The 19673-nt window shown below is 70.3% G+C and carries 18 protein-coding genes and 1 riboswitch; of the genes, 3 read left to right on the top strand and 15 right to left on the bottom strand.

Translation table 11 applies throughout. From position 1 onward, the window contains the following. Positions 1–110: 110 nt before the first annotated feature. From ABTY62_RS25405 to ABTY62_RS25385, 5 genes are all read right to left on the bottom strand, one after another. Positions 111–1364, bottom strand: coding sequence for a hypothetical protein (locus tag ABTY62_RS25405; RefSeq protein WP_352131784.1), 1254 nt, complete (start codon positions 1362–1364; stop codon positions 111–113). A gap of 129 nt (positions 1365–1493) precedes the next feature. Next, a complete protein-coding gene (locus ABTY62_RS25400) occupies positions 1494–2462 on the bottom strand; it encodes a C40 family peptidase (protein ID WP_352131783.1) in 969 nt (322 codons plus the stop codon). A 397-nt stretch (positions 2463–2859) separates the two neighbouring features. Continuing rightward, on the bottom strand, positions 2860–3885 hold the full coding sequence (locus ABTY62_RS25395; protein WP_311724689.1) for a C40 family peptidase: 1026 nt from the start codon (positions 3883–3885) through the stop codon (positions 2860–2862). 290 nt (positions 3886–4175) lie between these two features. Beyond that, complete coding sequence (locus tag ABTY62_RS25390) at positions 4176–5537, bottom strand: NYN domain-containing protein (protein WP_352131730.1); 1362 nt, start codon at positions 5535–5537, stop codon at positions 4176–4178. Positions 5538–5571: 34 nt separating this feature from the next. Next, the gene (locus ABTY62_RS25385) at positions 5572–5817 is read right to left on the bottom strand and encodes a hypothetical protein (RefSeq protein WP_311724687.1); all 246 of its coding nucleotides are present in this window, start codon (positions 5815–5817) and stop codon (positions 5572–5574) included. 165 nt (positions 5818–5982) lie between these two features. On the opposite strand from ABTY62_RS25385, the gene ABTY62_RS25380 reads away from it, so the two are divergent. Together ABTY62_RS25380 and ABTY62_RS25375 are read left to right on the top strand one after the other, a co-directional pair. Further along, positions 5983–6705, top strand: a complete 723-nt coding sequence (locus ABTY62_RS25380; RefSeq protein ID WP_352131729.1) for a rhomboid family intramembrane serine protease — start codon at positions 5983–5985, stop codon at positions 6703–6705. Beyond that, a complete protein-coding gene (locus ABTY62_RS25375) occupies positions 6702–6983 on the top strand; it encodes an Lrp/AsnC family transcriptional regulator (protein WP_311724684.1) in 282 nt (93 codons plus the stop codon). The genes ABTY62_RS25380 and ABTY62_RS25375 overlap by 4 nt, the downstream gene beginning before the upstream one ends. Positions 6984–7002: 19 nt before the next feature. Here ABTY62_RS25375 and ABTY62_RS25370 read toward each other — a convergent pair whose 3' ends face one another. From ABTY62_RS25370 to ctaE, 6 genes are all read right to left on the bottom strand, one after another. Then, positions 7003–8391, bottom strand: a complete 1389-nt coding sequence (locus tag ABTY62_RS25370) for an aminotransferase class V-fold PLP-dependent enzyme (RefSeq protein WP_352131728.1) — start codon at positions 8389–8391, stop codon at positions 7003–7005. Between the two features lie 204 nt (positions 8392–8595). Then, positions 8596–8713: riboswitch (SAM riboswitch) on the bottom strand. 255 nt (positions 8714–8968) lie between these two features. Beyond that, positions 8969–10042 carry an anthranilate phosphoribosyltransferase gene (gene trpD / locus ABTY62_RS25365; RefSeq protein ID WP_311724682.1) on the bottom strand — a complete coding sequence of 358 codons (1074 nt, stop codon included), beginning with the start codon at positions 10040–10042 and terminating at the stop codon, positions 8969–8971. A gap of 196 nt (positions 10043–10238) precedes the next feature. Beyond that, positions 10239–11873: a cytochrome bc1 complex cytochrome b subunit gene (qcrB, locus tag ABTY62_RS25360; protein WP_352131727.1), complete on the bottom strand. Its 1635-nt coding sequence runs from the start codon at positions 11871–11873 to the stop codon at positions 10239–10241. Continuing rightward, on the bottom strand, positions 11870–12925 hold the full coding sequence (qcrA, locus tag ABTY62_RS25355) for a cytochrome bc1 complex Rieske iron-sulfur subunit (protein ID WP_352131726.1): 1056 nt from the start codon (positions 12923–12925) through the stop codon (positions 11870–11872). Before qcrA ends, qcrB begins: the two co-directional genes overlap by 4 nt. Next, positions 12922–13731, bottom strand: a complete 810-nt coding sequence (gene qcrC / locus ABTY62_RS25350; RefSeq protein WP_352131725.1) for a cytochrome bc1 complex diheme cytochrome c subunit — start codon at positions 13729–13731, stop codon at positions 12922–12924. The genes qcrA and qcrC overlap by 4 nt, the downstream gene beginning before the upstream one ends. Positions 13732–13799: 68 nt before the next feature. Next, positions 13800–14420, bottom strand: coding sequence for an aa3-type cytochrome oxidase subunit III (ctaE, locus tag ABTY62_RS25345; protein ID WP_311724678.1), 621 nt, complete (start codon positions 14418–14420; stop codon positions 13800–13802). 247 nt (positions 14421–14667) lie between these two features. On the opposite strand from ctaE, the gene ABTY62_RS25340 reads away from it, so the two are divergent. Continuing rightward, complete coding sequence (locus tag ABTY62_RS25340) at positions 14668–15069, top strand: hypothetical protein (RefSeq protein ID WP_352131724.1); 402 nt, start codon at positions 14668–14670, stop codon at positions 15067–15069. 33 nt (positions 15070–15102) lie between these two features. Here ABTY62_RS25340 and ABTY62_RS25335 read toward each other — a convergent pair whose 3' ends face one another. The 4 genes from ABTY62_RS25335 to ctaC all read right to left on the bottom strand — a co-directional run bounded on the left by ABTY62_RS25335 (position 15103) and on the right by ctaC (position 19619). After that, a complete protein-coding gene (locus ABTY62_RS25335; protein WP_352131723.1) occupies positions 15103–16356 on the bottom strand; it encodes a L,D-transpeptidase in 1254 nt (417 codons plus the stop codon). Positions 16357–16522: 166 nt separating this feature from the next. Then, positions 16523–16921, bottom strand: coding sequence for a cytochrome c oxidase subunit 4 (locus ABTY62_RS25330; RefSeq protein ID WP_311724675.1), 399 nt, complete (start codon positions 16919–16921; stop codon positions 16523–16525). Further along, entirely contained in the window at positions 16918–18660 is a 1743-nt protein-coding gene (gene ctaD / locus ABTY62_RS25325) for an aa3-type cytochrome oxidase subunit I (protein ID WP_352131722.1), read from the bottom strand. The genes ABTY62_RS25330 and ctaD overlap by 4 nt, the downstream gene beginning before the upstream one ends. After that, positions 18657–19619, bottom strand: a complete 963-nt coding sequence (ctaC, locus tag ABTY62_RS25320) for an aa3-type cytochrome oxidase subunit II (RefSeq protein ID WP_352131721.1) — start codon at positions 19617–19619, stop codon at positions 18657–18659. The genes ctaD and ctaC overlap by 4 nt, the downstream gene beginning before the upstream one ends. Positions 19620–19673: the final 54 nt, after the last annotated feature.

Here is a 19673-nt window from a genome sequence, read left to right as displayed (position 1 = left end):
GGAGGCTCCGCCCCCGGCCCTGGGGGCGGGGGCGGAGCCCCCGTTCGGGAAGGGGCGGGTAGGGGAACAGCACCGATGTGCGGCCCCACCGCGTGGGCCCGCGGCTGGCGTCAAGAGCCGCCGGATGGCGCCTGGCCGAGCTCTGAGGCAACGTACGTGCGCCACAGGGCGGTGAAGTCGTCCAGACTCGTGCCCAGCACCTCGCGCAGCGCGGACTCCGCCGCCCCCTGGCGCCGCGAACTCTCCCCCACCGCGCGGTAGAACTCGACCAGCTTCTCCCCGCCCCACTTCTGCGCGATCAGGCGGCAGGCCAGCCAGCCCTCCTCGTACGCCTGGGACAGGCTCTCCGCCTTGCCGCCGAAGTTGAAGGCGCCGTCGCCCGGGAGGGCGTTCGGCAGTCGGCCGGCCTCGACGGAGCGGGCGAGCTCGGGGGCCACCTCGCGGGGGGTGCGGCCGGTGCCGAGGTAGCCCACCCAGTCGGCGAAGCCCTCGGAGAGCCACAGCGGGGTGGCGGCGGTGGTGGCGGCGCGGGTGGCCACATGGGCCGTCTCGTGCGTGAGCACGACGCGCCGGCCGAAGTCGCCGAGGATCTGGTACGCCTCAGGGTTGACGATGACGCGGTCGGCGGCCGCGCCGTGGCCCCCGCCGACCTCGCCGGTGGTGACGGCCGCGATACCGCGGTAGCCGCCTGCGGACGCGCCCAGCAGGGCGGCCATCCGGTTCAGGGAGGCGGGCACCTGCACCACCACCCGCCCGGCCCAGGCGTGCGGCCACACCTTCCGCAGGGCGGTCACCGCCCGGTCCGCGCCGGCCGCCACCTCGCGCAGCCGCCGCCGGTCCTGGCCCACGCCGAGGACCAGGCTGTGCTCGCCGCGCACCGCGGTCACCGCGCCCTGGTCCCACAGCTGCACGGAGGTGCGCCGGCCGCGCTCCTCGCCGTCGTCGGAGGCCACGTACCAGCGCCCGTCGCGCCGGGCGAGGGTCAGATACTCCTCGGCCACGACCGGCGCGGTGTCGTACCCGGAGAGCCGGTAGCGCAGTTCGACCCGGGCGGCGATGCGCCGGCCCTCGCCCAGCGAGGGGGTGAAGCCGCCGGTGTCCACCAGGTGGTAGGTCCAGGAGCGCAGCGGCACGGCGGCCAGGTTGGTGAACATCCGCCGCTGCTCGGCCCGATAGCGGGCGGAGCTCCCGTCGACGGTGGCCAGGAAGGCGTCCGCGTCCCGCTCGCGGATCGCCGCGGCCCGCCGGTCCAGCAGCCGCTGGACGGCCTGCCCGTCCCGCCCGGCGGCGTCGTCGGGGGGCGGGACGCCGCCGCAGCCGGTGAGCGCGGCGGCCGACAGAACACTGAGCGCGCACAGCGCCACCCACCGCCCGGCCCGCCGTCCGGCCCACGATCCGGCCCGTCCGCTGCCCGCAAGCCGTCCGCCCGGCCACCACCTACCCGCCACGCCGTAGATCGTACGAGGCTCGCGGACCGGAATCAGACGCGCGTATCAGACACGTGTGATGGCCGAAATCGGCATCATCCCGACCGGGTCGTAGCGCACCCGCGCCCCCGGGTAGGGCGCGTGGATCACCTGTCCGTTGCCCGCGTACATCCCGACATGGCCCGCGTCGGAGCGGTAGACCACCAGGTCGCCGGGGCGGATGCGGCCGAGCGACACCTGGTGTCCGGCGGACGCCTGCTGCTGGGAGGTGCGCGGGATCGCCACCCCGGCCCGCCCGTACGCCCATTGGGTCAGCCCCGAGCAGTCGAAGGCGGTGGGCCCGGCCTGCCCCCACGCGTACGGCTGGCCCACCGCCCCCTGGGCGGCCTCCAGCGCGGCGGCCGCGCGCGGCGAGGACGGCGGCAGGTCCGGCACTCCGGCCTGCCCGCCCGCGCCGAGCGGGCCCTGGAGATAGGCCGCGCGCGCGGCGGGGGGCAGGGCGTTGAACAGCCGGCGCGCCGTGGCCAGCTTGTGCCGTACGGCCCTCTTGTGGCGGACCACGGCCTCGCGGCTGTGCTCCAGCCGGGCGAGCCTGGCCGCCGCCTCCGCGCGCTGCTGGCGCAGCGTCCGCTGGGCGCCCTCGAAGAGCTTCAGCTGCCCGGCCTGCCGCTTGCCGATGCGCTCCAGGGTGGCGGCCTTGGCGAGGTAGTGGGCGGGGTCCTCGGAGAGGATCAGGGCGAGGCTGGGGTCGACCCCGCCGGAGCGGTACTGCCCGCCCGCGAGGGCGCCGAGCGCCACCCGCATCCGGTTGACCCGCTCCTGGCCGCGGGCGACGCGGTCCTGGATCCGGTCGACCTGGCGGCGCAGCCCCTGGGCGTGCGCCTCGGACGCGTTGTACCGCTCGGTCGCCCGCTCCGCCAGCGCGTAGAGCCGCTGGACCGCGCCGGGGGTGGCGCCGGGCGCCGTGGCGTCCGGCGAGGGGTCGTGCGGCTCGGCGCCGGCCGGCACCGCCGACAGCGCGGCCGCCGAGGCCACGGCGGCCGAGACGGCGGTCAGGGCGGTGGCCCGGCCCAGGGTGGTGACCCGGCCGCAACCCGGCCGCGCGGCACCGGACCGCGCCGAACCGGGCGCCGGCGAGCCGGACGAGGAAGAACCGGGCGACGCGGAACCGGGCGAGGAAGCACCGGGTGAGGAGGAACCGGGCTGAGAGGAACGCCGACAGGACGCCATGGGAAAGCCGCACTCCCTTCCACTGTGTGGGAAGAACTGCGCGCAGACAGTAGCCGTACGATCGCGCACGGTCCAAGAAGCGCAGCGGGCACACAATGTGACACCCCGCCGGAGACGCAGGTCACCGGCGGGGTGGAAGCTCAGCGGAGGTTGTCGGCCGCTCGCGGATTTCCCCCGAACGGACGGTTCGGGGGAGAGCCGGTCAGACCCGGACGCCGAACATGAACGGCATGTTGTCCATCGACTCGTAGCGCACATTCGCGCCGGGCTTGGGGGCGTGCAGCACCTGGCCGTTGCCCGCGTACAGGCCTATGTGGTGCAGGTCGTTGTAGAAGAGCACCAGATCGCCCGGCTTGAGGTCGCCGCGGCCGATGCGGGTGCCGGCGTTCGCCTGGTCCTGCGAGATACGCGGCAGGGAGACGCCGGCCTGCCCGTACGCCCAGCCGGTGAGGCCGGAGCAGTCGAAGGAGGACGGGCCGGTCGCGCCCCACACATAGGGCGAGCCTATCTTCGTCTTCGCGGCGGCCAGGGCCGCGGCGGCGCGCTGCGAGTCGGGCACGTCGTTGCCCAGGTTCGCGCGCTCGTTGGAGCGGTTGGAGCGCTCCTGCTCCTTGGCGGCGAGCGCGGCCCGCTCCTTCTCGGTGAGGGTGTTCAGGAGCTGCTGGGCCTTGGAGAGCTTGCCCTGGATCTCCTTCTTCTTCTCACCCAGCGCCTTGCGGGTGTCCTCGAGGTCCTGGAGCTTCGTGGACGCCTCTTCGCGCTGCTGCTTGAGCGTGCGCTGCTTGTCGGCGATCTTGCGCAGCGACTCGGCCTGCTTGCCGCTCAGCTGGTTGAGAGTGGAGGCCTTGTCGAGGTAGCTGTCCGGGTCGGAGGAGAGCAGCAGCTGCACGGAGGGGTCGATGCCCCCGGAGCGGTACTGCGCGGTGGCCATCGAACCCAGGCTGTTGCGGAGCTTGTTGAGGTCCTCCTGGCCGCGGGCCACCTTGTCCTGGAGCTCGCCGACCTGCTTCTCCAGCTTTTCCTTCTTCTCCTTGGCGCCGTTGTACTTCTCGGTCGCCTGCTCGGCCTGCTCGTAGAGCGTGTCGACCTGCTCCTTGACGTCCTTCTTGTCCGCCTTGGGCGCGGCCTGGGCGGCCTGGGAGGAGAGGGCGACGGCCGCGGCGGCGGTCGCGGTGAAGACGGTCACCCGAGTACGGCTCGGCTGCTTGGGTCGACGGTGGGACGCCACGAAGGCGAGCTCCTTCTTCCTCCAGCCGCCTACCGGGTGATGAGGGGTCAAGACCCCGGCTCCACGAAACAAGCGCGCGGACTCGGCGGTACCCCCGCTGACACCCCGGATGAGTGATCAACCGTGCGGAGGTTCGAGCTGACCATAGTGACCTCGTCGTGATCCGTTCAAATCCCACCGACAAAAAAGTCGGTCTGGAGGCGCATCTTTTACAAACATCACACCGACCGTAACGGTCAGTTGACGCTCCGCAGGCGTCAACCGCCCCAACGGGGCACCCCCGGCGCCACTCAGGTACGCGCGAGCCGCTTGAGCAACAGAGCCGAGGAGACCGGTCGCGCCCCGGCCTTCGCCACCCCGTCGGCCACCTCGCGGTCCGTGGAGACCACGACCACCGGCCGGCCCGGCGGCTCGGCCCGCACCAGCTGCCTGATCAGCTCGTCCGCGGTCACCCCCGGCTTGCTGAACAGCACCCGCACCCCGCGCGGCGGCGCCAGCAGCACCGGTGCCGCCAGCTCCGCCCCGTCGAAGACACAGGTCATCTCCGCGCCCGTCTGGGCCGCCAGCCCCGCGAGCCCGCCCAGCAGCCGCAGCCGCTGCTTGTCCAGCGGCATCGTCGGATAGCCGGTCTTGGTGACGTTGTAGCCGTCCACCACCAAGTGGGCCTGGGGCAGCGCGAGCAGCTGGTCCAGCAGCGCGGGGTCCATCTCGGAGAGCGCCCTGGTCGCTATGTCCTTCGGCGTCATCTTGCCCGGCTCCACCGCGTCCACCGCGTCCGCCGGGCGCATCGACGCGGGCGGCAGCGCCAGTTCGCGCCGCAGCCCCTGCGCCGCGTCCAGCACCGTGTCCAGCAGCAGCCGCACCCGCATGTCCTCGACGCTGCGCCCCTCGCGGGCCGCCCGCCGGCTGGCCTCCAGCGCCGACTCCGTCTCCGCGAGCCGGGCCCGCAGCCGCCGCGCCTCACCCTCCGCCGTGGCCTGCCGCACCGCGGCCGCCGAGCGTACGGAGTCCAGCTCCGCCACGGCCTTGCGCAGCGCCGCCTCGCCGCGCTTGACGTCGCTGAGCGCGCTGCGCAGCTTCCGGTGCAAGGTGTCCGATTCCTTGCGGACCGCCTCCAGCTCGGTGCGGGTCCGCTCGGTCTCGGTGCGCGCCGCGGCCCGGGCCTCGACGAGCTCCTCGCGCAGCCGCCGCAGTTCGCGCTCCGCCTCCTCGCCGGCCCGCTCGGCGGAGACCCGTTGCGCCTCCTCGCCCGCGGCCTCGACCAGCTTGACCCAGCCGACCGGCCGCAGCACATAGGCGAGCGCCGCGACGTCCTCCGGATCGGCGGCGGCGGGCGGCGAGCCGCCCTCGATGGCCTCGGCGAGCTCCGCCTGGGTCTCCCGCAGCCGCCCCGCGATCCGCTGCCGGAAGACCGGGTCGGACTCCACGGTGGCGGCCATGGCGTTGCCCGCGAACTTCGCCCGGCGGGTCGGGGTGAAGCGGGCGTACTGCCGCAGCTGGGCCGGGAGCTCGGTGACCGTCAGACCGCCGAACGCGTCCGCGACCAGGGCCACGACCCGGCGCCTGACCCCCTCCGGCAGGGGGCGGTCGAGCGCCTCGGCGACGCTCTCGGCGTCACCGGCCGAACCGGGGTCGCCTGTCCGCTCCACCACCTGTCACCGCTCCGTTCTCAGGCGCCCGCGCTTCTCAGGCGCCCGCGCTCGCGCCCGGACGATCGACCAGCTCGATCTGATCGACCGCGTTGCACCAGCGGCAGCGCACCGACTCAATGGTCTCATTGACCACCTCGCGCTCCTCGACCTTGGGCTCCCCGCCCAGGTCGAGATGGACGTACTCGACGACCTTGGTCGAACGCGTCACATCGAACCGCGTCAGATTGCCGCACAGAGTGCAGCGCCAGCGGGTCTCGGCTGTCGGCAGGGGCACGGCCATGGGGTCCTCGTCCGTCCTCGTCTTGATTCCACTCTCGCACTTCGGCGTGGAGTAACCCTACGGCCTGAGCCCTGCCCCGCGCCGAGGCCAGGTGCGCTCCCGGCCCGGCCCGGACGACGGCGAGGCACTCTGGGCAGGTTGCGCCCGATACGCGATGATCTGCCCATGATCGAGACGTCGGAGGGGTCCGGCGGCGGGGCAGGCCGTCCCCTGATGACGTACGCCCTCATCGCCGCCTGCTGCCTGATCTTCGCCGTGGGCCCGGCCTCCGGCCTCAACCCCGGCTATGGCACCGGGAGCGAGCTGCTGCGGGCCCAGACCGGCCATTTCGAGCGCTGGGGGGTGGTGCCAAGCGCCCTGTGGAGCGGCGCGCCCGCCGAGCCGCTGACCCCGCTGACGGCGCTGTTCGTCCACGGCAACTGGCTGCATCTGCTGGGCAACATGCTGTTTCTGTACGTCTTCGGGGCGATGGCCGAGGAACGCATGGGACGGATCCAGTTCGTGCTCTTCTACCTGGCCACCGGCTATCTGGCGCTGCTCGGCTACGCCGCGGCGCATGCCGGCTCCACTCAGACCCTGGTCGGCGCCTCCGGGGCCATCTCCGGAGTCCTCGGCGCGTTTCTGTGGCTCTTCCCCCGGGCCCGGGTGACCAGCCTCTTCCCGTTTCTGTTCTTCCTGCCACTGCGCTTCCCCGCCTGGGTGGTGCTGATCTTCTGGGTCGCGCTCCAGTGGCTGGCCGCCCGCGGGGCCGACGACCGCCCCGGGGTCGCCTACCTCGCCCACCTGGTGGGGTTCAGCCTGGGGTTCCTCTACGCGTGGGTCCGCTTCGGACGGGCGACTAGAGTGAGCGGGGCAGTCAGGTCCAGCGAGGGAGAAAGCCAGCCGTGATCACTTCGATCGTGCTCATCAAGACCGACGTGGACCAGATCCCCGAGATCGCCGAGAGGATCGCCGCGATCGACGGCGTGAGCGAGGTCTACTCGGTCACCGGGGCGCACAACCTGATCGCGATGGTGCGGGTGGCCCGGCACGACGACCTCGCGGACGTCATCCCGGGCCGGATCAGCAAGGTGCCCGGCGTGGCCTCCACCGAGACCCACATCGCCTTCCGCACCTACTCCCAGCACGACCTCGAGGCCGCCTTCGCGATCGGCCTCGACGGCTGAGTTCGCGCCATTTCGCGGCTCAGCCGCGGTCCGGGACGCAGCGCCCGTCCTCGGTGCGGTAGCTCCACTTCGCGCCGTCCCGGACCAGCTCCTTCACCGCGCCCACGAACCGCTCGACGTGCTCGTCGGGGGTGCCCGCGCCGAAGCTGACCCGGATCGCGTTCAGCGACCGCTCCCCCGGCGCGGCCTCCGGCGCCCCGCACTCGCCCGCCTCCCCGGGCTCGCCGCCCAGCAGGGTGCGCACCAGCGGATGCGCGCAGAACAGGCCGTCGCGCACGCCGATGCCGTACTCCGCGGAGAGGGCGGCCGCGAAGTGCGAGCTGTTCCAGCCCTCCACCACGAAGGAGATGACCCCCACCCGGGGGGCGTCGTCGCCGAACAGCGACAGCACCCGCACCTCGTCCACCTCGGCCAGCCCCTCACGGACCTTGGCGATCAACCGCCGCTCACGGGCCACCAGGGACTCGAACCCGGCCTCGGTCAGCGCCTTGCAGGCCGACGCGATCGCGTACGCCCCGATGACGTTCGGCGAGCCGGCCTCGTGCCGGGCCTCGGTGGTGTGCCACTCCACCTCCACCCCGCCGTCGTCCCTGCGGGCCACCTTGCGGCTGGCCCCGCCGCCCGCGAGATACGGCCGGGCCTCGCGCAGCCAGTCCGCGCGCCCCGCCAGCACGCCCGCCCCGAACGGCGCGTACAGCTTGTGCCCGGAGAACGCGACCCAGTCGACGTCCAGGGCGGCGATGTCCACGGGGTGGTGCGGGGCCAGCTGGGCCGCGTCCAGCACGATACGGGCGCCGTGCGCATGGGCCACCTCCGCCAGCTCCCGCACCGGCCACAGCTCACCGGTCACATTCGACGCACCGGTCACACAGACCAGCGCCGCGCCCGCGTCCGTGCCCGCCTCGGCTCGCCACGCGGCCAGCGCCCGCTCCAGCGTCTCCACGGCCTGCCGCGGGGAGCGCGGCGCGCTCAGACAGCCGACCTCGATGCCCTCCCGCTGCTGCCACGGCAGCAGCGAGGCGTGGTGCTCGGTCTCGAACACGAACACCCGGGTGCCCTGCGGCAGCGCGGCGGCGAGCAGATTGAGCGAATCGGTGGTGGCGCGGGTGAAGACCACCTGGTCGTCGGGGCGGCAGCCGAGGAAGGCGGCCACCTCCTTGCGGCTGTTCTCGAACAGGTCGGTGGACAGCTGCGAGAGGTAGCCGGCGCCGCGGTGCACGCTGCCGTAGTACGGGGCGTAGGCCGCGATGTCGTCCCAGACCCGCTGGAGGGCGGGGGCGCTGGCGGCGTAGTCGAGTGCGGCGTAGTCGACCTCGCCGCCCGTGACGAGCGGGACCAGGACGTCCCGGCCGAGGACGGGCAGCGGGGTGTGGGTGGCGGTGGTGGTGGCGGCAGCGGTCGCGGACATGGCGAAGTCTCCCGGGAGGGCGAAGAGTTGAATGCGTCACGCGTGCGTGCGGCAGCCCGCCGTCGGGCACGCGGAAAGAAGCTCAACGCGCGGGCGAAGTCGGCACCGCGCCGGTTGAGGGGAACAAGGGGCCGTCGGCCCTAGCGCATTCGCTGCATCACGGAAGAACTCCCTCGACGACCAGGACCCCTGGTTTTCGCGAGGGGTCCGCGCTTGCCGCAGACCTCGCTGCCTGCGGCCTGGTCATCACCCGGGGCACCCCGCCACGGACGGAGGGTTGCCGGACAGCGGGCCGGGGCCGAAGTCGCTGTCGCTCGTGACCTGCGCAGGAGTATGCCACGCCCGCCCGAAGCCCGAACCCCCTGTCCGCGATACGGACAACTCCGCCTGCGGCGGGCCTCAATCGCCGGACGGGCTAGAACTAGCCCGTCCGGCGATTGAGGACCGGGGTCCGGGGCGGAGCCCCGGTTGTGGGAAGGGGCGGGGAGGGGACAGAGCCCGCCGCAGGCGCGGGGCCGGGGTGCGGCCCGCACCAGACCCGGGCGGAGGCCGCATCCGGACCGCCCGCCGCAGGGCGCTACGCGTTCGTGGCCAGAACCCACCGCTCCAGCGCCGCCCGCGCCGCACCCGAGTCGATGGACTCCGCCGCCTTCTCCATGCCCGCCGCGATCCGCTCGGGCAGCGGCTTGCCACCCGTCCCGCCCTCCAGCGCGACCAGCCCCGCGGCCGAGTTGAGCAGCACCGCGTCCCGTACCGGGCCGCGCTCCCCCGCCAGCAGCCGCCGCGCGACATCCGCGTTGTACGACGCGTCGGCGCCGCGCAGGGACTCCACCGGGGCCAGTTCGATGCCGACGTCGCGCGGGTCGAAGGTCTCCTGGCGGACGGTGCCGCCCTCGACGACCCACACCTGGGAGGTGGAGGTGATGGTCAGTTCGTCCAGGCCGTCGTCGCCGCGGACCACCAGCGCGGAGGAGCCGCGCTCGGCGAGCACCCCGGCCAGGATGGGCGCCATGCGGATGTCGGCGACCCCGGTGGCCTGGGCGCGCACCCGGGCGGGGTTGGTCAGCGGGCCGAGGAAGTTGAAGATGGTGGCGATGCCGAGGTCGCTGCGCGCGGTCCCGACATGGCGCAGCGCGGGGTGGAAGTGCGCCGCGAAGCAGAAGGTGATGCCGGCTTCCTCCGCGACCTCGGCCACGCGCGCCGGGGACAGGTCCAGGTTGACGCCGAGCTTGCCGAGGACGTCGGAGGAGCCGCTGGCGGAGGACCAGGCGCGGCTGCCGTGCTTGACCACCTTGGCCCCGGTGCCCGCCACCACGAGCGCCGACATCGTGGAGATGTTGACGGTCTTGGCGCGGTCGCCGCCCGTGCCCACGATGTCCACGGTCGGCCCGGGCACCTCGATCACGTTCGCGTGCTCGTACATGATCCGGACCAGCCCGGACACCTCCGCCACGGTCGCGCCCTTGGCGCGCAGCGCGACCGCGAAGCCGGCGATCTGGGCGTCGCTGGCCTCGCCGCGCATGATCCGGTCCATGACCCAGGCGGTGTCGTCGGCGGTGAGGTCCTGGCCGAGCAGCAGCGAGTCGAGTACGTCCGGCCAGGTGCGGGCCGTCGCGCGGTTGTCGCCTCCGGCTGGGGTCACAACGTCCATGGTCCGCTCCTGGAACTCGGCTGGTCAGGGCTGGGGCCTCATAGCTCGGCTGTGCGACGGCCCCCGGCAAGCCTATCGGCCCCGTCGGCGCGGGCCGGAGCGGTTCGAGAACGGCCCAGGGCCCCGGGCCGGACCGTGTGGTCCGGGCCGGGGCCCTGGGGTGTGTGGCGTACAGCTGAGGTGTTCGCTCGGGGGATCAGTGGTGGCCGTGGCCGCTGGTGATCTCCTTGTACTCCTCGGCGGTCGGCTTGGGGATGACGTTGTCCCCGCCGTAGTAGCCCTTGGACAGCTTGGCCCGGAGCTTCTCCGACCGCTTTATCTTCCGGCGCACACCGTTCTCGTCGACCTCGGGGCCGACCTCGAGCGGCTTGGGCTGCTCATGCTGGGTGAGCATGTGCAGGTCCTCCTGCGAGAGCGGCGCGTGCACCTCGATGAACTCGCCGTGCGGCAGCCGCTTGATGATGCCGGTCTCGCGCCCGTGCAGCACCTTGTCCCTGTCGCGCCGCTGGAGACCCAGGCAGACCCGCTTGGTGATGATGAAGGCCAGCACCGGGCCGACGAAGAAGCCGATCCGGACGAACCACGTGATCGAGTTGATCGACAGGTGGAAGTGGGTGGCCCACAGGTCGTTGCCACCACCGATCAGCATCACAAAGTACGCGGTCAGCCAGGCGACACCGAAGGCGGTACGGGTCGGGGCGTTGCGCGGGCGGTCCAGGATGTGGTGCTCGCGCTTGTCGCCGGTGATCCAGGACTCGATGAAGGGGTAGACCCCGATCGCGAACAGGACCAGCGGGAAGAGCACGATCGGGATGAACACGCCCAGGATCAGCGTGTGGCCCCACGCGGTGATCTCCCAGCCGGGCATCACACGGACCAGACCCTCGGCGAAGCCCATGTACCAGTCGGGCTGGGCGCCGGTGGACACCTGATCCGGACGGTACGGGCCGATGGCCCAGATCGGGTTGATGGTGGCGACCGCGGAGAGGATCGCGATGACACCGAAGACCAGGAAGAAGAACCCGCCCGCCTTGGCCATGTAGACCGGCAGCAGAGGCATGCCGACGACGTTCTTCTCGGTCTTGCCGGGCCCGGGGTACTGCGTGTGCTTGTGGTAGAAGACCAGGATCAGGTGCGCCACCAGCAGGCCGAGCATGATGCCCGGCAGCAGCAGGACGTGGACCGGGTAGAGCCTGGGGATCAGGTCCATCCCGGGGAACTCGCCGCCGAACACGAACATCGAGATGTAGGTGCCGACGACCGGGATCGACAGGAACACGCCCTCGATGAACCGCAGACCGGTGCCGGAGAGCAGGTCGTCGGGGAGCGAGTAGCCGGTGAAGCCGGTCAGCATGCCGAGGAAGAACAGCAGGAAGCCGAACAGCCAGTTGATCTCACGCGGCTTGCGGAACGCGCCGGTGAAGAAGACGCGCATCATGTGCACGAACATCGCGGCGAGGAAGATCAGCGCGGCCCAGTGGTGGATCTGCCGGATGAGCAGACCGCCGCGCACCTCGAAGCTGATGTCGAGCGTCGAGGCGAACGCCTCGGACATCCGCACGCCCTGCATCGGGACGTACGGACCGTGGTAGACGACCTCTTCCATGCTGGGGTGGAAGAACAGCGTCAGATACACACCCGTGAGGATGATGATGATGAAGCTGTAGAGCGCGACCTCACCCAGCATGAAGGACCAGTGGTCCGGGAAGATCTTGCGCATGTTGGCCTTGGCCAGGTTGTAGATACCCAGCCGGCCGTCCGCCCAGTCGGCGACGCGCTCGCCCGCGGGGGCCTTGCGGCCCCGCGCCTGCGTCTCAGTTGCAGTACTCATCCGCGCTCCCAGTAAGCAGGACCGACGGGCTCCGCGAAGTCGCCCTTGGCTTCGAGGTAACCGTCCTTGTTGACGCCGATCCGCAGCTGCGGCAGGGCGTGCCCGGCCGGGCCGAAGATCACGCGGCCGCCGTCGGAGAGGTCGAACGTCGACTGGTGACAGGGGCACAGGACGTGGTGCGTCTGCTGCTCGTACAGGTTGATCGGGCAGCCGACGTGGGTGCAGATCTTCGAGAACGCCACGATGCCGTCGTGCGACCAGTCCAGCTCGCGCTTGTCCTTGATGTTCTCCGGCTGGAGCCGGACCAGCATCAGGGCCGCCTTGGCGATCTGCGTCTGGAAGTCGTGGTCCGCCTCGCTCATGCCCTCGGGCATGGCGAAGGTGAGCGAACCGACCGAGATGTCCTCGGGGCGCAGCGCCCCACCCGTGTTGTAGTTCATCAGGCGCTTGCCCTTGGCCCACTTGGTGTGCCGGAGCTTGTCGCCCGGCAGCGGGCCGAGGTCGCGCAGCAGCACCAGGCCGGAGAGCGGCACCAGGGCCAGCGCGCCGAAGAGGGTGTTGCGGGCCAGCTTCCGCCGGCCGAAGCCGGACTCTTCCGCGCCGGCCCGGAAGTCCTCCAGGACCTTGGCCTTGACCTCGGGCTCGGCCTCGATCGGGTGGCGCTCGTCGGCGATCTCCACGTCCGACATCAGCGTGCGGGCCCAGTGGACCGCGCCCGCGCCGATGGCGAAGAGGGCGATGCCGAGGCTCAGGCCGAGCGAGAAGTTCAGCGCGCTGATGTGGCCGAGCGGGAAGACATAGATGATCTGGTCTACCGGGAAGGCCACATACGAGGCGATGAAGGCGATCGTCGCCAGCATCGAGACCGTGAAGAACAGCGCGACCGTGCGCTCGGAGCGCCTGGCGACCCGCTCGTCGATGTCCTGCTGACGGTGCTCGTGCGGGGGCAGACCCGGGTCGGCGAACGGGTTGTCCGCCGTCTCTACCGCGCCGCCCTGTCCCTGCCCGTGTGGCAGGTTGTCTTCTGTTTGTGAAATGTCGTGGCTACTCATGACTTCTTGGCCTTTGCGGTCCGGGCGGCGACCCAGATGGTCAGGGCGATCATGGCCCCCATGCCGAAGACCCAGCCGAACAGACCCTCACTCACCGGGCCCAGGCCGCCGATCTCCATACCGCCGGGGGTCGCGGTCTTGTCGCTGTTGACCGTGTCCAGGTACGCGATGATGGCCTTCTTCTTCTCCTCCGGCAGCGTGGTGTCCGGGAAGGAGGGCATGTTCTGCGGGCCGGTCTGCATGGCCTCGTAGAGGTGCTTCGCGGACACACCCTCCAGGGACGGCGCGTACTTGCCGTTGGTCAGGGCGCCGCCCTTGCCGACGAAGTTGTGGCACTGCGCGCAGTTGGTCCGGAAGAGCTCACCGCCCTCGGCGATGTCCGCGCCGGCCGGGTTGTACTGCTCCTTGGTCGGAGTCACCGGGCCGGGGCCGAGCGAGGCGATGTACGCGGACAGCTGCTGGATCTCGGCGTTCGAGTAGATGTTCCTCTTCTTCGGCACCTGGGCGCCGGGCTGCTGCGCGGGCATACGACCGGTGCTGACCTGGAAGTCCACGGCGGCGGAGCCGACGCCGACCAGGCTCGGACCGTCGGTCGTACCCTGACCGCCGGTGCCGTGGCAGCTGGCGCAGCCGACGGCGTAGAGCTTCTTGCCCTCCTCGATGGCGAGGGACTGGGCGGAGCTGTCGTCAGCCTTGGCCTCGCTCGGCGAGAACGCGGCGTACAGCCCCCCAGTGACCGCCAGCGCGAAGAGTAGGACGACGAGCGCAGCCAGCGGATGGCGCCGTCGTGCGGAGAGCTTTTTCACGGATTACCCCGGTGTCAGGATCTTCTGCGTCGATGCGATGAGGACGTGGTGCCGGTGCGGCGACCGGTTTACTTGATCAAGTAGATCGTGGCGAAGAGGCCGATCCAGACGACATCGACGAAGTGCCAGTAGTAAGACACCACGATGGCCGCCGTCGCCTGCTGGTGGGTGAACCTCTTGGCCGCGTACGTCCTGCCCAGGACCAGCAGGAAGGCGATGAGTCCGCCCGTCACGTGCAGTCCGTGGAAGCCCGTGGTCAGGTAGAACACCGAGCCGTACGGGTCGGACGAGAGCGACAGACCCTCGTGCTTGACCAGTTCGGTGTATTCGAAGATCTGACCGCCGACGAAGATCGCGCCCATGATGAAGGTGATCACGAACCAGGTGCGCAGCTTCTTCACGTCGCCGCGCTCGGCAGCGAAGACACCGAGCTGGCAGGTGAGGGAGGAGAGCACCAGGATCGTGGTGTTCGTCGCGGAGAACGGGAAGTTCAGCGCGGACGCCATTTCCTTCCAGTGCTCTGCGCCGGTCACCGACCGCAGGGTGAAGTACATCGCGAAGAGGGCCGCGAAGAACATCAGCTCGGAACTCAGCCAGATGATGGTTCCGACGCTGGTGAGGTTCGGCCGGTTGACCGTCGGGTGCGCGTGCCCGGTATCTACTGCTGTTGCTGTCGCCACGACCGACATTATGTCGGTCGCTTATCCAGCCCTCACTCCCGGGGGTACCGTTCGGAGTGTCAAGGGCATCGATGCTGCTCGTACGGCCGGTTGTGGCCGGTGGTACGCCGGCTGTCCCCGCGGTGGCCGGACGGACCCGCGGCCGGTCCGCGGCCGGTCCCTCGAAGGAGGGAGGGGCTTGCACGCCCCCTCCTCCCCAGGGCTGTACGGGAGTAGCATCCGCGCCAGGAGTCCACCCATGTAACGCGGAGGAACGATGCAGCCGACCGCCACGGTGCTGGTCTACAGCGATGACTCGGGCACCCGTCAGCAGGTGCGGCTCGCGGCCGGACGCCGGCCCGCCCCCGACGTCCCGCCCGTGGAGTTCGTGGAGTGCGCGACCCTCCCCGCCGTCCTCTCGGCCCTGGAGGACGGCGGCATCGACGTGTGCGTGCTGGACGGGGAGACGGCTCCCGCGGGCGGCATGGGGGTCTGCCGGCAGATCAAGGACGAGATCTTCCGCTGCCCTCCGGTGCTGCTGCTGATCGGCCGCCCGCAGGACGCCTGGCTGGCCACCTGGAGCCGGGCGGAGGCCGCGGTCACCCACCCGATCGACCCGGTGGCCCTCGCCGACGCGCTGGCGGGGCTGTTGCGCAAGCGGCTCGCCGTGGACGCCTGACGGGTCGGCTGCCACCGGGTCGGCTGCCACCCGTCACACCTGGGGACGGAGCCTGGCCGACTCGGCCGGGGCGCTGCCGTCGGGCGGTGCGGTGGCCACGGCACTGCCCGCGCGCCACTTGTCCCAGCCCACGTTCCAGTCGCCGAAGCCGTTGTCGAACGCCGTCATCATCGCTCCGCGGCTGTTGACGACCTTGACGATGTCGCCGAGGCGCACGGTGTCGAAGAACCAGCGCGCGTTGTCGTTACTCATGCCGGTGCAGCCGTGGCTGACGTTGGCCGCGCCCTGCGAGCCGGTGGACCAGGGCGCGGCGTGGACGTACTCGCCGCTCCAGGTCACCCGGGCGGCCCAGTGGACCAGCAGGTCGTAGGAGTTGCCGAGGCCGATGCTGGCGCCGGTCATCCGTACGGAGGACTCCTTGGCGAGGATCACCTTGATGCCGTTGCGGGTGTCGAAGCCGGGCATGCCGGTGGTGATGGGGATGGTGCGGATCGCCTGGCCGTTCCTCAGCACCGTCATCTGGTGGGTGCCGGAGTCGGTGATGGCCTCGAGGCGGTCGCCGGTGGTCAGCCGCAGCGGCTTGGAGTCCGCGCCGTAGATGCCGCCTGCGACCCTGATGCCCTTGAGGTTGGCGTGCACGTTGATCGTGGCGTGCGCGGGCCAGTAGTCACGCGGGCGGTAGTGCAGGTTCCGGTCGTCCACCCAGTGCCAGACGCCGTCCACCGCGGGCTGTGAGTCCACCTTCAGTGCGCGCTCCACGACGGCCCGCGCCGAGGCGTCCTTGACGGGCGCGCTGAGCTTCGCCGTGATGGGCTGTCCGACGCCGTAGGTGCCTGCCTCGGGGCCGAAGGTGACCTTCAGCCTGCTCTTGGCCTTCGACGTGTCGAAGCCGATGGTGCGGCGCCCTGGTGCCCCGCCGGAGTCCTCGGTGCTCACCCGCAGCGTGTAGTGGGTGCCCGCGGCCAGCGGCACGGTGCTGCGCCAGCGCTTGCCGTCGGGCGTCAACTCGCCGCGTACATAGCGGCCCGCGGAGTCGGTGGCCGTGACGTCGGTGAGGCGGCTGTCGTCGCCCTTGGCCGTGACCTCGAGTGGCTTGTCGGGGTCCGTCTTACGGGACTCGCTGACGCCGCTGAAGGCGACCTGGTCGGCCGCGTCGTACGGTTTGGCCGCCAGCGGGTCCGAGGAAGGGCCGCCGCATCCGGTGAGCCCTGTCGCTATCAGGGGTGCCAGCAGCAGAGCGCAGCCGAGCACCGTCCGGGATCGGGGTGATCGAGGTGTGTGGCTCATGGTCACAAGCTAGAAAACCCGGTTCCGGACGGCTCGTGGAATGAGGCAGTCGGGTGAACCGGGGCCTGACGGCACGGGGAAACGACGCAGCGGGGCCCGGACACCTGGAGAAGGTGTCCGGGCCCCGCTCGGGCCCCGGCTCAGCGGGGCCCCGGCGGCCTGTCGGTCACTGGTTCTGGTTCTCGCCGCGGTAGTACTCGAACACCCAGCCGAAGAGGCCGATCAGGATGATCGGGGTCGAGAAGTACAGCAGCCACCAGCCGAAGATCACGCCCATGAAGGCCAGGGCGCCACCGACGGCCAGGGAGAGCGGCTGCCAGCTGTGCGGGGAGAAGAAGCCCATCTCACCGGCGTCGTCGGCGACATCGGCGTCCTTGTTGTCCTGCGCCCCGATGTCCACCCGGCGGGCGGTGAAGGCGAGGTAGTAGCCGATCATCACGCTCAGCCCGAAGGCCAGGAAGAGCGCGGTGGTGCCGGCGGGCTCCTTCGACCACACCCCATAGACGATCGCCATGATGAGGATGAAGACGGAGAGCCAGATGAACATCCGGCCTTGGACCTTCACTTGCCGGCCTCCTTGCCACCTGCGAGGGCCTTGTCATCGGACGAGACGGCCCCGTAGTTCTCGAGCTGGTCGAGCGCCGCGATCTCCGGGTGGTGCAGGTCGAACGCCGGGGATTCGGAGCGGATGCGGGGCAGGGTGACGAAGTTGTGCCGCGGCGGCGGGCAGGAGGTCGCCCACTCCAGCGAGCGGCCGTAGCCCCACGGGTCGTCGACCTCGACCTTCTTGCCGTACTTGGCGGTCTTCCAGACGTTGTAGAAGAACGGCAGGATCGACAGACCGAGCAGGAACGAGCTGATGGTCGAGATGGTGTTCAGCGTGGTGAAGCCGTCGGCCGCCAGGTAGTCGGCGTACCGGCGCGGCATGCCCTCGGCACCGAGCCAGTGCTGGACCAGGAACGTGCCGTGGAAGCCGATGAACAGCGTCCAGAAGGTGATCTTGCCCAGGCGCTCGTCCAGCATCTTGCCGGTGAACTTGGGCCACCAGAAGTGGAAGCCGGCGAACATCGCGAAGACGACCGTACCGAAGACCACGTAGTGGAAGTGGGCCACCACGAAGTACGAGTCCGAGACGTGGAAGTCCATCGGCGGCGAGGCCAGGATGACACCGGTCAGACCGCCGAAGGTGAAGGTGATCAGGAAGCCGATCGTCCACAGCATCGGGGTCTCGAAGCTCAGCGACCCCTTCCACATGGTGCCGAGCCAGTTGAAGAACTTGATACCGGTCGGCACCGCGATCAGGAATGTCATGAACGAGAAGAACGGCAACAGCACGCCGCCCGTGACATACATATGGTGCGCCCACACCGTCACCGAAAGGCCCGCGATCGAGATCGTCGCGCCGATCAGCGAGATGTAACCGAACATCGGCTTGCGCGAGAAGACCGGAATGATCTCGGACACGATTCCGAAGAACGGTAGCGCGATGATGTACACCTCTGGATGGCCGAAGAACCAGAAGAGGTGCTGCCAGAGCAATGCGCCGCCATTGGCCGCGTCGAAGATATGCGCCCCGAATTTACGGTCCGCCTCCAGGGCGAACAGCGCGGCGGCCAGCACCGGGAAGGCCAGCAGCACCAGCACACCGGTGAGCAGCACGTTCCAGGTGAAGATCGGCATACGGAACATCGTCATGCCCGGAGCGCGCATGCAGATGATCGTGGTGATGAAGTTGACCGAGCCGAGGATCGTGCCGAAGCCGGAGAAGGCCAGACCCATGATCCACATGTCGGCGCCCACGCCCGGCGAGCGGACCGCGTCCGACAGCGGCGAGTACGCGAACCAGCCGAAGTCGGCGGCGCCCTGCGGGGTGAGGAACCCGGCGACCGCGATCAGCGAGCCGAACAGGTACAGCCAGTAGGCGAACATGTTCAGCCGCGGGAACGCCACGTCGGGCGCGCCGATCTGAAGCGGCATGATCCAGTTCGCGAAGCCCGCGAACAGCGGCGTGGCGAACATCAGCAGCATGATCGTGCCATGCATGGTGAACGCCTGGTTGAACTGCTCGTTCGACATGAGCTGCGTGCCGGGGCGCGCCAGCTCGGCGCGCATGAACAGCGCCAGAAGTCCGCCGATGCAGAAGAACGCAAACGACGTGACGAGGTAGAGCGTTCCGATCGTCTTGTGGTCAGTGGTGGTCAACCACTTGACGACGACGTTCCCTGGTTGCTTACGGCGCACCGGCAGCTCGTCCGCTTCCGCGGCGGCTGCGGCGGCACCCTGAGGTTCGTTGAGGATGCTCATCGGTTCTTGGTCTCCGCGTTCCTGGCAGCGTCCGTCTGCTCAATGCCCGCCGGGATGTAGCCGGTCTGGCCCTTCTTCGCCAGGTCCTTCAGGTGGTCTCGGTACTCCTTGGGAGAGACGACCTTGACGTTGAAGAGCATCCGCGAGTGATCCTGGCCGCACAGCTCGGCGCACTTGCCCATGAAGATGCCCTCCTTGTTCGGAGTCACCTCGAAGCGGTTGGTGTGCCCCGGGATGACGTCCATCTTCATCAGGAAGGGGACCACCCAGAACGAGTGGATGACGTCACGGGAGGTCAGGATGAACTGGACCTTCTCGCCCTTCGGCAGCCACAGGGTGGGGCCGGGGCTGGGGTTGTCCTTGGTCCACTCGCCCGGGGTGCCGGCCTCGTACACGCCCTCCGCGCCCTTGGGCACGGCCGCGAGCATGCGGTCCGGGATCGAGGCGACTTCCTTGGGGGTCTTCGCGGGCGTGGACAGGTTGCCGTCCACGTTCTCCATGTAGTTGAAGCCCCAGCTCCACTGGTAGCCCACGACGTTGATCACGTGATCGGGCTTCTTGGAGACCTTGAGGAGCGCGTTCTCATCGCGCGCGGTGAAGTAGAACAGCACCGAGACGATGATGATCGGAACCACGGTGTACAGCGCCTCGATGGGCATGTTGTACCGGGTCTGCGCGGGAACCTCGATCTTGGTCCTGCTGCGGCGGTGGAAGATGACCGCCCACAGGATCAGCCCCCAGACCAGCACGCCCGTGGCGAGCGCAGCCGCCCACGAGCCCTGCCACAGGGAGAGGATCCGTGGCGCCTCTTCCGTGACCGGCTTGGGCATTCCGAGGCGGGGGAAGTCCTTGGATGTGCAACCGGTGGCGGTCGCCAGGACCAAGCCCGCGGCCAGCGCCTGCAGCAGCTTCCGCCGCACCGGGCGCCGCGACGAGCGGTCGGAGCCGTTGGGACTCACGTAGCGCCTTCCCGAGAGTCTCGCCCGCACGGCCGCGGCCGTCTCTCAGGTCGG

The organism is Streptomyces sp. NPDC097640 (assembly GCF_040302705.1).
In the GTDB taxonomy this organism is placed as follows: domain Bacteria; phylum Actinomycetota; class Actinomycetes; order Streptomycetales; family Streptomycetaceae; genus Streptomyces.
The sequence above is the reverse complement of the archived record's forward strand: the minus strand, read 5'-3'. Positions and strand labels throughout refer to the sequence as shown.